Annotated in this window: 11 protein-coding genes; all 11 read left to right on the plus strand. The window is 67.3% G+C overall.

The window, feature by feature from the left end; all coding sequences use genetic code 11:
* Positions 1-18: 18 nt before the first annotated feature.
* Positions 19-807 (plus strand): ABC transporter permease, encoded by a 789-nt coding sequence (locus J1M64_RS16280; protein ID WP_206474849.1) that lies wholly within the window; start codon positions 19-21, stop codon positions 805-807.
* On the plus strand, positions 807-1,664 hold the full coding sequence (locus J1M64_RS16285) for an ABC transporter permease (protein ID WP_206474850.1): 858 nt from the start codon (positions 807-809) through the stop codon (positions 1,662-1,664). Before J1M64_RS16280 ends, J1M64_RS16285 begins: the two co-directional genes overlap by 1 nt.
* The gene (locus J1M64_RS16290) at positions 1,661-3,097 is read left to right on the plus strand and encodes an MCE family protein (protein ID WP_096907026.1); all 1,437 of its coding nucleotides are present in this window, start codon (positions 1,661-1,663) and stop codon (positions 3,095-3,097) included. Before J1M64_RS16285 ends, J1M64_RS16290 begins: the two co-directional genes overlap by 4 nt.
* Entirely contained in the window at positions 3,094-4,185 is a 1,092-nt protein-coding gene (locus J1M64_RS16295; protein ID WP_206474851.1) for an MCE family protein, read from the plus strand. The genes J1M64_RS16290 and J1M64_RS16295 overlap by 4 nt, the downstream gene beginning before the upstream one ends.
* The gene (locus J1M64_RS16300) at positions 4,182-5,204 is read left to right on the plus strand and encodes an MCE family protein (protein ID WP_096907028.1); all 1,023 of its coding nucleotides are present in this window, start codon (positions 4,182-4,184) and stop codon (positions 5,202-5,204) included. The genes J1M64_RS16295 and J1M64_RS16300 overlap by 4 nt, the downstream gene beginning before the upstream one ends.
* Positions 5,204-6,433 carry an MCE family protein gene (locus J1M64_RS16305; protein WP_096907029.1) on the plus strand — a complete coding sequence of 410 codons (1,230 nt, stop codon included), beginning with the start codon at positions 5,204-5,206 and terminating at the stop codon, positions 6,431-6,433. The genes J1M64_RS16300 and J1M64_RS16305 overlap by 1 nt, the downstream gene beginning before the upstream one ends.
* Entirely contained in the window at positions 6,430-7,686 is a 1,257-nt protein-coding gene (locus J1M64_RS16310) for an MCE family protein (RefSeq protein WP_063971834.1), read from the plus strand. The genes J1M64_RS16305 and J1M64_RS16310 overlap by 4 nt, the downstream gene beginning before the upstream one ends.
* A complete protein-coding gene (locus J1M64_RS16315) occupies positions 7,683-8,927 on the plus strand; it encodes an MCE family protein (RefSeq protein ID WP_096907030.1) in 1,245 nt (414 codons plus the stop codon). Before J1M64_RS16310 ends, J1M64_RS16315 begins: the two co-directional genes overlap by 4 nt.
* A gap of 53 nt (positions 8,928-8,980) precedes the next feature.
* On the plus strand, positions 8,981-9,643 hold the full coding sequence (locus J1M64_RS16320) for a hypothetical protein (RefSeq protein ID WP_241261659.1): 663 nt from the start codon (positions 8,981-8,983) through the stop codon (positions 9,641-9,643).
* A gap of 19 nt (positions 9,644-9,662) precedes the next feature.
* Complete coding sequence (locus J1M64_RS16325) at positions 9,663-10,352, plus strand: hypothetical protein (RefSeq protein WP_206474852.1); 690 nt, start codon at positions 9,663-9,665, stop codon at positions 10,350-10,352.
* A gap of 434 nt (positions 10,353-10,786) precedes the next feature.
* Complete coding sequence (locus tag J1M64_RS16330; RefSeq protein WP_069389561.1) at positions 10,787-14,293, plus strand: DNA-directed RNA polymerase subunit beta; 3,507 nt, start codon at positions 10,787-10,789, stop codon at positions 14,291-14,293.
* Positions 14,294-14,332 lie beyond the last annotated feature (39 nt).

Raw genomic sequence — 14,332 nt, forward strand, 5'->3', positions numbered from 1 at the left:
CCAGAAGGACGGGCCGGTATGTCACCGGCCGATGTCGGAGGAGGCTTCCGGGCCGCGGTGGGCGGGGCCGGCGAGGTATTCCGACTGTTCCTCGACGTGCTACGAGGGGTCTTCAGGCGACCGTTCCAGTTCCGTGAGTTCATAGAGCAGTCCTGGTTCATCGCCTCGGTGACGATCCTCCCGTCGGCACTGGTGGCGATCCCGTTCGGGGCCGTCGTGGCGATGCAGACCGGGTCGCTCGTCCAGCAGCTCGGCGCCGAGGCCTACACGGGGGCCACCGGCGTCCTCGCCGTCGTCCAACAGGGTGCGCCGCTGGTGACCTCACTGCTGATCGCGGGCGCCGCCGGTTCGGCGGTGGCCGCCGACCTCGGTGCCCGGACCATCCGCGAGGAGCTCGACGCGATGCGAGTCCTGGGGATCGACCCCATCCAGAGGCTCGTCGTCCCGCGGGTGCTCGGCATGATGCTCGTCGCGGTGCTCCTGAACGGACTCGTCTCCATCGTCGGGATCTCCGGCGGTTACGTGTTCAACATCATGCTGCAGGGCGGCACACCGGGCGCCTACCTGATGTCCTTCGGTGCCCTCGCCCAACTGCCCGACTTCATCATGTCCTCGATCAAGGCCCTGATCTTCGGACTCATCGCCGGCGTGGTCGCCTCGTACTGCGGGATGAACCCCAAGGGCGGCCCCAAGGGGGTCGGCGACGCCGTCAACCTCGGCGTGGTCCTCACATTCCTCCTGCTGTTCTTCGCCAACCTCATCTTGACGGCGATGTACCTGCAGATCGTTCCCCCGAAGGGGTCGTAATGGCGATCCATACCGATGTCGGACCCACGAGGGCCCGGCTGAGGGCCCTTGTCCGTGGCCCGGTCAGTTCGTTCGACTCTCTGGGCGACCAGCTCGCCTTCCATCTCCGGGCGATCCGCTGGATCCCTCAGACGATCGTCCACTACCGCCACGAGGTGCTGCGCCTGATCGCGGAGGTGACCTTCGGCGTCGGCACGCTGGCGGTGCTCGGCGGGACCATCGGCGTCATCGTCATGATGAGCGGGTTCACCGGGGTCGTCGTCGGCCTGCAGGGGTACGCAGCCCTCGACCAGATCGGTAGCTCGGTCCTCACCGGGTTCCTGTCTGCCTACGTCAACACCCGCGAGGTCGCCCCCATCGTGGCGTCACTCGCCCTGTCCGCCACCGTCGGCTGCGGCTTCACGGCCCAACTCGGCGCGATGCGGATATCCGAGGAGATCGACGCCCTGGAGGTCATGGCGATCCCGAGCGTGCCCTATCTGGTCACCACCCGGGTGATCGCCGGATTCATCGCGGTCATCCCGCTGTACGTCGTCGGCCTGCTGTCCTCCTACCTCGCCACGAGGGGCGTCAACACCATCGTGCAGGGCCAGTCCACCGGCTCGTTCGACCACTACTTCTACCTGTTCCTGCCACCGGAAGACGTGATCTACTCGTTCGTCAAGGTGATCATCTTCGCGTTCGTGCTGGTGATGATCCACTGCTTCTACGGCTTCACCGCCACCGGCGGTCCGGCCGGCGTCGGCGTGGCTGTGGGGCGGGCCGTCCGCACCACGATCGTCGTGGTGGCGATCCTCAACTTCTTCGTCGGACTCGCCCTCTGGGGCACGACCACGACTGTGCGGGTGGCGGGATGAACGAACTCTCGGCGCTCTCGAAGCGGCTGCTGGCCGCCCTGTTCATCGTCATCGTGCTGGCCTTCGTCGGCACGACCATCGCGATCTACAACCGCGCGTTCACCGCGTCGGACACCGTCACCCTGAACACCGACCAGCTGGCCTACGCGCTGCCGAACGACGCCGACGTCAAGGCGCGCGGTGTCCTCGTGGGCCGCGTCTCCGGTGTCGAACCCGACGGGGACCGCGTGCAGATCAACATGGAGTTCGACCCGGCGCTCATGGAACAACTGCCGGCCAACGTCAGTGGCCGCCTGCTCCCCAAGACGTTGTTCGGTGAGCGGTTCGTCGACCTGGGGTTCCCCGATCAGCCCGTGGGGACGCTCGAACCGGGAGCGACCATCGAGCAGGACACCCGCGGCAACGCGATCGAGTTGGGGCGCGTCCTGGACGGGCTACTCCCCGTTCTCGAGGCGGTCCCGCCGGAGAAACTGGCGGGCACGCTCGGCGCGATCAACCAGGCGTTGTCAGGCCGTGGGGACGAGATCGGCGCCAGCCTGGTCGAGATCGGACAGGTCTTCGACGGCATCAACCAGGAGTTGCCCGCTCTGGAATCCGGGCTGGAGGATCTGGCGACATTCTCCCAGACCTATTCCGAGGCGCTGCCTGATCTCATCAACGCTCTGGACGCTCTGCGCACCACCGGCGACACGGTGGTCCAGCGCCGCCCCGACATCGCCGACGGACTGCGGCGGATCAGCGAGTCGTCCGAGGTCCTCACCGGTTTCCTCGCCGCGAACCGCGACGACCTCATCTCCCTGGCGGTGGACTCGCGCACCTCCCTGGAGTACCTGGCTGAGTATTCGCCAGCACTGCCGTGCTCGGTGGGGAATTTCATGACTCTTCTGGACCGGTCCGACGCCATCCTGGGCGTGGGCACCGAGCACCCCGCCATCCGGGTGACGCTCGAGCTCGTCAATCCCAGAGGGCGTTACGTGCCCAACCAGGACGAGCCGCGGTTCTTCGACACCCGCGGTCCCCGCTGTTACGACCCGGCGCAGGAGCCGTTCATCTTCGGCGGGGCCCCCGGCGGGGCGATCGCCGACGGGAGCTACCAGATCCCCACCCGCAATCCGGGGCCCGCGTTCATCCCGACTCTGCCCAATCCGCTTCTCCGGGACGGGCCGGTTCCGGCACTCCGTAACCGTGGCTCGGTTCCCCCGGCTCCCGGGCGGGCGGTGCCCGAGCAGCCCAATATGCCGTTTCCGTCAACCGTGACCGCGGGTCAGGACACCGACGTGGTGGCTATGGCCTACGCCGGCTCGCCGCTGGAGACCGACACCGTCCGAACCGTCCTGGGGGTCGCGTCCTCGCGCGGCGCGCAGGAGATCCCTGCCTGGATCGGCCAGATCGGCGCCCCGGCGCTTCGCGGAACGGAGGTCGGTTTCCGATGAACGCCAAACTGAAGGCCCTATTCCGTGGCGGCCTGCTGGGGTCATTCGTCAAACTGGTGGTCTTCATCGTGGTCACAGTGCTGCTCAGTTCGGTCCTCGCCGTGACCATCAGGGGCGGCACCCGGGCGGAAGGTACGGAGTACTCTGCGATCTTCTCCGACGTGACCATGCTGGAGGAGGGCGACGACGTCCGGATAGCCGGCGTCGTGGTGGGCAACATCACCGGGATGGAGATCCACGAACGCGACCTGGCTAAGGTGGACTTCACCCTGGTCGGCGACCGCACGCTGCCGGCCAACGTGCACCTGGCACTGCGGTTCCGGAACATGATCGGCCAGCGGTACCTGAACATCTCCCGGGAGCCCGGACCCGTCCAATCGGCCCTGGAGGAAGGGAGCACGATCGGAATCGAGAAGACCTCGCCCGCGGTCGATCTCACGGCGCTGTTCAACGGTTTCCGCCCGCTCTTCACGACCCTGCAGCCGGAGGACGTCAACGCGCTCGCCGACTCGCTGGTGCGGGTACTGCAAGGGGAGGGCGGCACCGTGACGAGCCTGGTCCGCCAGACTGGTGAGCTGACCAACCACCTGGCCGATCGGGATCAGGTGATCGGCGAAGTCATCGACAACCTCACCCGGGTCCTCGAGACCATCAACGAGCGGGACGTGCAGTTCCAGCAGCTCGTGGTGACCACCAGGCAACTCGTCGAGGGACTCGCCGACGAGCGCGCCGCTATCGGCAGTTCGCTCGACTCGATGGCGGATCTGACCTCGTCGGCGGAGAACATCGTCACCGCCACGCGGCCCGCCGTCACGGATTCGCTCGACCACCTCAAGGTGGTCAGCGACCAGATCACGACGAACCGCGACACGCTCAGCGAGGTTCTCATCAACCTGCCGCGCAAGACCGACAACCTCATCAGGATGGGTTCGTTCGGGTCCTGGCTCCAGTTCTATCTCTGTGGACTCGACGTGGTGCACGGCCCGGGCACCAACGTGCCCAACCTTCTTCCGAGCGGCGGTCCCACGATCAATCATCCGGTGTACACCAACGTCGCGCCCCGGTGCCACGCAGGGGGAATCCCATGAGCAAGCGCAGTGCGAACGAGCCGAGGTTCAGCAACGCCACCATCGGAGCGATCGGGGTCCTGGTGATCCTCGCCCTGACCGCCGTGTCGTTCAGACTCGACGCGCTACCGATCGTCGGGGCGGGACCCAAATACACAGCCTACTTTTCCGAGGCCGCCGGGCTAGCGGACGGTAGCGAGGTCCGCGTGGCCGGCGTCAAGGTTGGCGTCGTGACCGACGTGGCGCTCGACGGCGACAAGGTGGCCGTGGGCTTCCGGGCCAAGGACGCCTGGCTCGGCGACGACACCCGGGCGAGCATCCAACTCAAGACCGTGCTCGGCCAGAAGTACCTCGCGCTGAGCCCGGCGGGAACCGGGGAACTCGACACGTCGGAGCCGATCCCGCTTGAGCGGACGGTGGCCCCGTACGACGTGGTCACAGCTTTCTCCTCCGCAGCGGAGACGCTCGACGAGATCGATGACGCCAAATTGGCAGCGAGCCTGGACACCCTCACCGATACGATGCAGGCGTCGCCCGAGGAGTTCCGGGGCGCGGTCGACGGCATGGCGCGTCTGTCGCAGACCGTGTCCAGCCGGGACGCCGAATTGCGGAACCTACTCGAGGCCACGCGTACGAGCTCCCAGATCGTGGCGGACCGTAATGACGACTTCCGGCGCCTGATCATCGGCACCGGACAGTTGTTGGGCGAACTCAACGACCGCGCCGAGAGTCTCAAGCTGGTGTTGGCCTCCACGCGCGGACTGTCGATCGAACTCCGCCGGTTCGTCGCGGAGAACGAGGCCGAGTTCAAGCCGACCCTGGATAGTCTCGACTCCGCCCTGGCGGTGTTGACCGACCACGAGGAAGAGCTGAGGGCATCCATCCACAACCTCGGGCCCTTCTATCGGCTGTACTCCAACATTCTGGGCTCGGGCAGATGGTTCGACACCGTGGTCACCAACCTCGTCCCGCCGGGTATTCCTGAGCCGCCCTTCTATCCCGGCGCCCGCGCGCCGGCCAGACAGAGTGGGATCAACTGATGCACAAGAAGATGCCGTACTCGTTCGTCGGGCTGCTGCTCGTCGTCGTCGTGGCCGCCGTGACTGTGATTTTCCTCGCCGTCACGGGGTTCGGACGCACCAGCATCACCGCCACCTTCCCGACAGCCGTCGGAATATCGGAGGGCTCCGATGTCCGGATCCTGGGGGTCACGGTGGGTTCCGTCGACAAGGTGACCCCGATGGGGGAGACCGTCGAGGTCGAGTTCCACGTCCGCCGGGGCGTGGACGTCCCGGCGGACGCCAAGGCGGTCCAGGTGACGCCCTCGGTCGTCCCTGACCGTAACGTCCAACTACTGCCCGCCTACTCAGGCGGCCCCAAGATGGAATCGGGCGCGCACATCCCCCTCGAGCGGACCGCGACACCGGTCGAGGTGGACAAGCTCTACGCCTCGGTGGAGGAACTGACCGATGCTCTCGGCCCGGAGGGTGCCAACAAGGACGGCGCTCTCGACCGGTTCGTCACCGCGTCCGCGGACACGCTCGGAGGCAACGGTGCCGCACTCGGGCGGTCGATCGACGAGTTGTCGCAGGCCGCGACGACGCTGGCGGATTCGAGTCAGGACATCAGCGAGACCGTGGTCAATCTGCAGTCGTTCGTCACGATGCTCGCGCAGAACGATGCCCAGGTGAGGCAGTTCAACTCCCAGATGTCGACCTTCAACCAGACTGTCGCTGGTCAGCGCGAGGACCTCCAGGGCGCCCTCGCCGAACTGAGCTACGCCCTCGCGGACGTCGCGCGTGTCGTGCGGGACAACCAGGACGTGATCCGCAGCAATGCGGACCGTTTGGTGAGACTCAGTCAGATCACCGCGGACCAGAGGGGCGACATCGAGGAGATCCTCAAGACTGCTCCGTTGGCTCTGTCCAACCTCATCGGCGCCTACGACCCCGAGGCCGGGCTGTTGTCCTTACGTCTCGGCATCCCGGAGTTGCAGGACCCGGCCGGCGTCCTGTGCCAGCTCATGACACTTGGCCGCCTGAACCCCGGGGACCAGATGCTGGCCGAACTCGACAACCTCCGGCGCGCCGATATCGAGGCCTGCGAGGCTCTCGCGCCGCAGCGCAACGCCGATCTACAAGCGTCGAACCCGGATCTGCCGTTGGGCATCCTCGCTGGCGAGATGAATCAGTCTGTCCCGGTTCCCGGGACGGTCCAGGGCAATCGCGGGTGGCCGATGACGCCCGCCTCGGAAGGGGGACGGGGATGATCCGGCCGACCACGCCCATCCTCGGTCGCGCCGTCCGCGCGGTCGGTGCCAGCGCGCTCGTGGCCGCCGTCGCGGCCGGGTGCTCGTTGAATCTGGAGGACTACACTCTGCCGGGTGGCGCGGACCTGGGTGAGGACCCCATGCACGTGGCCGTCCGCTTCGACGATGTGTTGGACCTGGTCCTGCAGTCGTCGGTCAAGGTCAATGGTCTTGACGCCGGTCGCGTGTCCGGTATCTCGCTGGCGGAGGACGGGTGGACCGCAGAGGTGGACATCGTCCTCCGCGGCGACATGGAGCTCCCCGCCAACGTCGAGGCCTCGATCCAGCAGACCAATCTCCTTGGCGAGAAGTTCGTGCAGCTCAGCCCGCCGGAGGACGAGCCGCCCACCGGAGAGCTGTCCGGCGGTGACGTCATCGCCAGTTCGGACACCCGCACGGCTACCGACATCGAGCAGGTTCTCGGCGCGCTGTCGCTGTTGCTCAACGGCGGCGGCGTGGACCAACTGCAACCGATCGTGGCCGAACTGCGCAAGGCCACCGACGGCCGCGAGGAGGATCTCACCCGGACCCTGCGATCGGCGGAGGAGCTCATCGGGGGCCTGAACCGGCAGCGCGACAGCATCACCGAAGCCCTCGAGGGCGTGAACCTCATGACGTCGCGTGCCAACGATCAGCGCCAGCAGATCGAGGCGGCGCTCGACGAGCTGCCCGCCGGGGTGGCGGTGCTCGAGGAGCAGCGCTCGCAGTTCGTGGAGATGCTGCGCCGGGTCGACACACTGGGCCAGGTCGGCTCGGAAGTCCTGCTCACCAGCAGGGAGGACCTCATCGCCGACCTGCGGGCGCTGCGCCCTGTGCTGCAGTCCCTCGGCGAGTCGACTCCGGAGCTCATCGAACTGATCGGTTTCGTCCCCACCTTCCCGTTCCCGGACTCGTCTATCCCGGCGACCGTCGGCGGCGCGGCCAACATCTTTCTCTCCGTGGACGCGACGATCTCTGAGACGCTCCGGAATCTGGGGGCGAATCAGGGCGAACCGGTGGTTCGCCGTCCGAACACCACGAGCGGGCCCTACGTCGTGGACCCGCAGAACCCGTGGGTCGGCGACAACGGCCCGGACCGGCGGACGACCATCGTGCTGCCGCTCCTGCCGGTCCCGCCGGTCATGGACCGGGCGGTGGTGCCCAAGCCCGCACCAGGAGTCTCGGAGTTCTCCGAGAACTACCTGCCCGAACCAGGAGAGCCAGGAAACCGATGAGCAAGACACTCCGCACCCAGCTCATCGCCTTCTGTGTGATCGCCGCGGTCGGGATCACCTATGTAGGTGCCAACTACGTTCGCTTACCTTCGCTGTTCGGGATCGGCCAGTACCAGGTCTATCTGGACCTACCCGAGACCGGCGGGGTGTTCACCAACGCGGCCGTCAACTACCGCGGCACGGCGATCGGACGGGTGGGCGAGCTCTCGCTCACCGACGACGGTGTGCGAGTCGAGCTCGACCTCGACTCGAGCGCCCCCGACGTCCCGGCGGACACCGAGGCCGTGGTCGCCAACCGCTCCGCCATCGGAGAGCAGTACGTGGACTTGCGACCCAACAGCAGCTCGGCGCCGTATCTCGAGGACGGGGACGTGGTCTCCGCCGGACGTGAGGCGTTGCCGGTACCCGTCGAGAACCTGTTGGCCTCCGTCGACGACCTTTCCCGATCGGTCCCCTTGGACGATCTCGAGGTGACCGTCGATGAACTCGGCAAGGCGTTCCAGGGCCGGGGACCCCAACTGGAGCGACTCTCGGACTCCCTCATCCGGATTTCCGAGTCCGGTATCCGCACCATGCCGCAGTTGCAGACGCTGATCCGCGACGGGGCGACCGTCCTGGAGACGCAGGCCGACCAGTCCGGTGAGATCGTCAGTTTCTCCCGCGATCTCAGGACGGTCACCGAGGCGTTGCGTGACTCGGACTCCGACCTGGAACGGCTGATCACCACGGGACCGGAGTTCGCCGACGAGACCCGCTATCTGGTGGAGAACTCCGGCGCCCCGCTCTCTGGAGCCGTGCGGAACCTGTCGGCGACGATGAAGACGATAGATCCACTGGCGCCGTCGTTCAAGGTGCTCCTGCAGCTGTTGCCGGCACTGGCCGCCGGCGGGATGTCCGTCGCCCCGGGGGACGGGACAATCCACTTCGGTCTGTCCCTCGAGACGAACAACCCACCAGCGTGTACGCAGGGGTACGAAGGTACGTGGGAGATCATCGACCAGATGAAGGCGCAGGACCCGTCCTTCGACTGGCAGGAACAGAACTTCCCGCCCAACTACGACGCGCAGTGCACCGTGCCCTTCGGCAGCCCCACCGCGGTCCGCGGTGCCGACCGGGTGGAGTACGCGCACCCGGACGTGCCGCAGCCGTGGGACACCAAGCCCAAGATCGACCCCGACAAGGCCAACCTGTCCGTGGCGGCCACGCAGCTCGCGGTCCTGCAGGGGCTGATTCCCCGGTGACCGCGCGGCCGGGCGGCGACCCGGCGGACGGCGGGTCCGGTAGCGTCACCGCCATGAGTTCGCAGGGAACGGAGGGGGGCGCGCGCCGCCCCGCGGGGACGGGGACCGTGCCGAGATGGCTGGTGGTCCTCGCGGCGATCATCCTCGTGGCGGGGCTGGCGACGTTGGGGGTGTTCGGGGTGCGTTACGCCCAGGCGCGGTCGGCACAGGAGGTGGCGTCCGAGCGCGAGGCGGCCGCCGACGTCGCCGCCCAGGTGATCATCAACGCGTTCAGCTTCGACCACCGGAACGTCGACGATTCGCTGGAGCAGCTGGCAGAGGCCTCGACCGGCGAGTTCCTCACCGAGCAGGAGCAGTGGGCCGACGATGTGCGGACGCGCGTCGTGGAGCAGAAGGCGGTCACCACGGCCACGGTCTCGCACACCGCTGTCGAGACCCTGGACCTCGAGGCCGGCGACGCCGCCGTCCTGGTGGTGTTCACCGCCCACTCCGAGCGGGAGGGCCAGGATGACATCACCGGCCGTCAGGCGATGCGCGTGGACCTGACGCGAGAGGACGGCACCTGGAAGGCCGACGCGGTCAACCAGGTGGGCGTGACGGTCCCGGTGGGCGAGTCCAGCCGGTCCGTGGAGGAGCTCAACACGCCGGAGGAACAGGACGCCCCGGCCACCGAGGAGGAGTCGACCCCCGCGCCGACCACCTCCGCCGGACGATGACGAAGGACGACAGTCGCTGATGCCACCGATCAAGAGGACACAGAAGTCGGTCACTCCGGCGCCGCGTAGGCGACTGGCCGGACACGCCGGACAGACCCGACCCGAGGGCGGGAGCGCCGCGCGCCCCACGACGTGGGACGGACGAGACGACGACGACGAGGTGGGCGGCACCGGAACCCGGGCGGATCGCGGGGAGCGGCGTGCCGGCCGACGTCCCGGTGGGCGGACGATCGCGTACTCCGCCATCGCGGTGGGGCTGGTCGCCGCGGCCGTCGGGGCGTTCCTGGCGACAGAACCCGGCGTCGACGTGGACAACAGGGCGTTCGTTGACCGGAAGGCCACCGAGGAGGTCCTCTCGGCGGCGACGACCAACGTCCAGCGGCTCGTGGCCATCGATCACGAGACCCTCGACGAGTACCACGATTCCCTGGGGGAATTCCTCACCCCGAAGCTCGTGAACGAGCTGGACGAGAACTGGCCCGCGTTGCGTGACAGCTACGAGCAGTCCGCGACGAGCGTCGACGCGGAGGTCCGCGAGGCCGGTCTGGCCTACCTGCAGGGTGACAAGGCCGAGGTGTTGCTGGTCCAGGATGTGTCGATGACCAGGGACGGCGCGGCTGCGGGAAGCACCAGCGGCACCTATCTCGTCGGTCTGGACAAGATCGACGGCGTGTGGAAACTGTCGAGGATCCCGGATCTGCCCTCCTGACGAGGGCGGGTCTGGACCCGATCCGGCAACCGACCGGGTCGGATCCTTGACGAAAGTGCTTTCACCCGTCACCCTTTAGGTGCATCGGGCGAGTGCCGCAGAAGTCGAGTGCGACGCGGCCCGGGTGCGACGTCCCGACCGGGGCCGATGAGGCGAGAGCCACGAGGGCAACCAGCGCAGAGACGGACGCCGCACCACGCACGGGACCAGCCTCCGGGGGACACTCCGTTGAAGGCTGGACTTTGTCGCCGCCTTCCGCTAGATTAGGTCGTTGCGCTGGCTGCTATTTGCCCTCCCGTCCGTCCGTGACGGCTCACTCCCGGTTCCACCGGGTGCTTTCCGAGCCCTCGATATCGCGGCGGACCTGGGTGGATACCCGTCGGCGGACCGCTCGCAGATACATCTGTGGTCACCGCCCGTGGTGATCACGTGAGGTGCTGGAAGGACCCATCTTGGCAGTCTCCCGCCAGACCACGTCAGTCTCCACCGTTCCCGGTGCGCCCCGGAGGGTTTCGTTCGCGAAACTCTCCGAGCCGTTGCCGGTCCCGGGGCTGCTCGACCTCCAGACGGAGTCGTTCGAGTGGTTCATCGGCTCGGAGGAGTGGCAAGAGAGGGCCGCCTCGCGCGGTACCACGAACCTCGAGGGAGGCCTGGAGTCCATCCTCAAGGAGATCTCCCCGATCGAGGACTTCTCCGGATCGATGTCGCTCTCGTTCTCGGAGCCCTACTTCGAAGAGGTCAAGGCGTCCCTCGAGGACTGCCGCGAAAAGGATCGCACCTACGAGGCGCCCCTGTTCGTCACGGCCGAGTTCGAGAACACCGAGACCGGTGAGATCAAGTCCCAGACGGTCTTCATGGGTGATTTCCCCATGATGACCGACAAGGGCACGTTCATCATCAACGGCACCGAGCGGGTCGTCGTCTCCCAGCTCGTCCGGTCGCCGGGCGTGTACTTCGATCGCTCGCGCGACAAGTCCACGGAGAGGGACGTCCACTCCGTCAAGGTCATCCCGTCGCGTGGCGCGTGGCTCGAGTTCGACGTCGACAAGCGCGACACCGTCGGCGTCCGCATCGACCGCAAGCGTCGCCAGTCGGTCACCGTCCTGCTCAAGGCCCTCGGTTGGACGACCACCGAGATCAAGGAGCGTTACGGCTTCTCGGAGATCATGATGTCCACGCTCGAGAAGGATACGGTCGAGGACACCGACCAGGCCCTGCTCGAGATCTACCGCAAGCTGCGCCCGGGCGAGCCGCCGACCCGCGAGTCCGCGGAGGCGCTCCTGGAGAACCTGTTCTTCAAGGAGAAGCGCTACGACCTGGCCCGCGTCGGTCGTTACAAGGTCAACCGCAAGCTCGGTCTGCCCGACCCCGAGGGTGACGCCACCACGACGCTCACCCGCGAGGACATCGCCGCCACCATCGAGTACCTCGTGCGCCTCCACGCGGGCGACGACTCGATGCAGGTGGCCGGTGGCCGCGAGGTGCCGGTCGAGGTCGACGACATCGACCACTTCGGCAACCGTCGTCTGCGTACCGTCGGCGAGCTCATCCAGAACCAGGTCCGCGTCGGCCTGTCCCGCATGGAGCGTGTCGTCCGCGAGCGCATGACCACGCAGGACTCCGAGGCGATCACCCCGCAGTCGCTGATCAACATCCGGCCCATCACGGCGGCGCTCAAGGAGTTCTTCGGAACTTCCCAGATGTCGCAGTTCATGGACCAGAACAACCCGCTGTCGGGTCTGACCCACAAGCGTCGTCTGTCCGCGCTGGGCCCCGGTGGTCTGTCGCGTGAGCGCGCCGGGCTCGAGGTCCGCGACGTGCACGCCTCGCACTACGGCCGCATGTGCCCGATCGAGACCCCCGAGGGTCCGAACATCGGTCTGATCGGTTCGCTCTCGGTGTACGCGCGGGTCAACCCGTTCGGTTTCATCGAGACGCCGTACCGCCGCGTCTACGAGGGCGTCGTCACCGATCAGGTGGACTACCTCACGGCCGACGAGGAGGACCGCTACGTCGTGGCGCAGGCCAACTCGGAGATCGACGCCGACGGCCGCTTCGTCGAGGACCGCATCCTCGTGCGCAAGAAGCACGGTGACGTCGAGATGGTCGAGCCGGGCGATGTCGACTACATGGACGTCTCGCCGCGACAGATGGTCTCCGTGGCCACCGCGATGATCCCGTTCCTCGAGCATGATGACGCCAACCGTGCCCTGATGGGGGCGAACATGCAGCGGCAGTCCGTGCCGCTCGTGCGTTCCGAGGCGCCGCTCGTCGGCACCGGTATGGAGCTGCGCGCGGCCGTGGACGCCGGCGACGTGGTCGTCAACACCGCCCCGGGCATGGTGGAGGAGGTCTCGGCCGACTTCATCACCGTGATGGACGACGACGGCGGGCGTCAGACCTACCGCCTGTCGAAGTTCGCGCGCTCGAACCAGGGCACCTGCTCCAACCAGCGTCCGATCGTCGACGAGGGTGACCGCGTCGAGGTCGGGCAGGTCCTGGCCGACGGCCCCTGCACCGAGAACGGCGAGATGGCGCTGGGCAAGAACCTGCTCGTCGCGATCATGCCGTGGGAGGGCCACAACTACGAGGACGCGATCATCCTCTCGCAGCGCCTGGTGGAGGAGGACGTGCTCACGTCCATCCACATCGAGGAGCACGAGATCGACGCCCGCGACACCAAGCTGGGCGCCGAGGAGATCACGCGGGACATCCCCAACGTCTCCGATGAGGTCCTGGCGGACCTCGACGACCGCGGCATCGTGCGCATCGGCGCCGAGGTCCGTGACGGCGACGTCCTCGTCGGCAAGGTCACCCCGAAGGGTGAGACCGAGCTGACCCCGGAGGAGCGTCTGCTGCGCGCCATCTTCGGTGAGAAGGCGCGCGAGGTGCGCGACACCTCGCTCAAGGTGCCCCACGGTGAGTCCGGCAAGGTCATCGGCGTCCGCGTCTTCTCGCGGGACGACGACGACGACCTGCCCCCCGGCGTCAACGAGTTGGTGCGCGTGTACGTGGCGCAGAAGCGCAAGATCCAGGACGGCGACAAGCTCGCCGGTCGTCACGGCAACAAGGGCGTCATCGGCAAGATCCTCCCCGCCGAGGACATGCCGTTCATGCCCGACGGCACGCCGGTGGACATCATCCTGAACACGCACGGTGTCCCGCGTCGTATGAACATCGGTCAGATCATGGAGACCCACCTCGGCTGGCTGGCCAAGGCCGGCTGGGAGGTCCCGCGTGAGGCGGACGGCTCCCTGCCCGACTGGGCGACCAAGCTGCCGGAGGAGATCCACAGCGTCGAGGCCGGTACCAACACGGCCACGCCCGTCTTCGACGGCGCGGCGGACACGGAGATCACCGGTCTGCTCGGCTGCACCCTGCCGAACCGTGACGGCGAGCGCATGGTGCAGGCCGACGGCAAGGCGACCCTCTTCGACGGTCGCTCCGGCGAGCCGTTCCCGTACCCGGTGTCCGTGGGCTACATGTACATCCTCAAGTTGCACCACCTCGTGGATGACAAGATCCACGCGCGTTCGACCGGTCCGTACTCGATGATCACCCAGCAGCCGCTCGGCGGTAAGGCCCAGTTCGGTGGCCAGCGTTTCGGTGAGATGGAGTGCTGGGCGATGCAGGCCTACGGCGCCGCGTACACGCTGCAGGAGCTGCTGACCATCAAGTCCGACGACGTCGTGGGCCGTGTGAAGGTCTACGAGGCGATCGTCAAGGGCGAGAACATCCCGGAGCCGGGTATCCCGGAGTCCTTCAAGGTGCTTCTCAAGGAGCTGCAGTCGCTCTGCCTCAACGTGGAGGTGCTCTCCAGCGACGGCCAGGCCGTCTCCCTGGGTGAGGGCGACGACGACGATCTCGACCGCACCGCCGCGAACCTGGGGATCAACCTCTCGCGCGACGAGTCATCGGCGGCCGACGAGCTGGCCCAGTAGGCGGGAGGGCGGCCCACGCCGCCCGAACCCCGCACCCGA

Source organism: Dietzia sp. KRD202 (genome assembly GCF_017168155.1).
Lineage (GTDB): Bacteria > Actinomycetota > Actinomycetes > Mycobacteriales > Mycobacteriaceae > Dietzia > Dietzia kunjamensis.

What these genes read in the sequence shown, in the direction of transcription:
- J1M64_RS16320 (WP_241261659.1), top strand. Translation starts at nt 8,981, where the DNA reads ATGAGTTCGCAGGGAACGGAGGGGGGCGCGCGCCGCCCCGCGGGGACG.
- J1M64_RS16325 (WP_206474852.1), top strand. Translation starts at nt 9,663, where the DNA reads ATGCCACCGATCAAGAGGACACAGAAGTCGGTCACTCCGGCGCCGCGT.
- J1M64_RS16315 (WP_096907030.1), top strand. Translation starts at nt 7,683, where the DNA reads ATGAGCAAGACACTCCGCACCCAGCTCATCGCCTTCTGTGTGATCGCC.
- J1M64_RS16310 (WP_063971834.1), top strand. Translation starts at nt 6,430, where the DNA reads ATGATCCGGCCGACCACGCCCATCCTCGGTCGCGCCGTCCGCGCGGTC.
- J1M64_RS16290 (WP_096907026.1), top strand. Translation starts at nt 1,661, where the DNA reads ATGAACGAACTCTCGGCGCTCTCGAAGCGGCTGCTGGCCGCCCTGTTC.
- J1M64_RS16280 (WP_206474849.1), top strand. Translation starts at nt 19, where the DNA reads ATGTCACCGGCCGATGTCGGAGGAGGCTTCCGGGCCGCGGTGGGCGGG.
- J1M64_RS16300 (WP_096907028.1), top strand. Translation starts at nt 4,182, where the DNA reads ATGAGCAAGCGCAGTGCGAACGAGCCGAGGTTCAGCAACGCCACCATC.
- J1M64_RS16305 (WP_096907029.1), top strand. Translation starts at nt 5,204, where the DNA reads ATGCACAAGAAGATGCCGTACTCGTTCGTCGGGCTGCTGCTCGTCGTC.
- J1M64_RS16295 (WP_206474851.1), top strand. Translation starts at nt 3,094, where the DNA reads ATGAACGCCAAACTGAAGGCCCTATTCCGTGGCGGCCTGCTGGGGTCA.
- J1M64_RS16285 (WP_206474850.1), top strand. Translation starts at nt 807, where the DNA reads ATGGCGATCCATACCGATGTCGGACCCACGAGGGCCCGGCTGAGGGCC.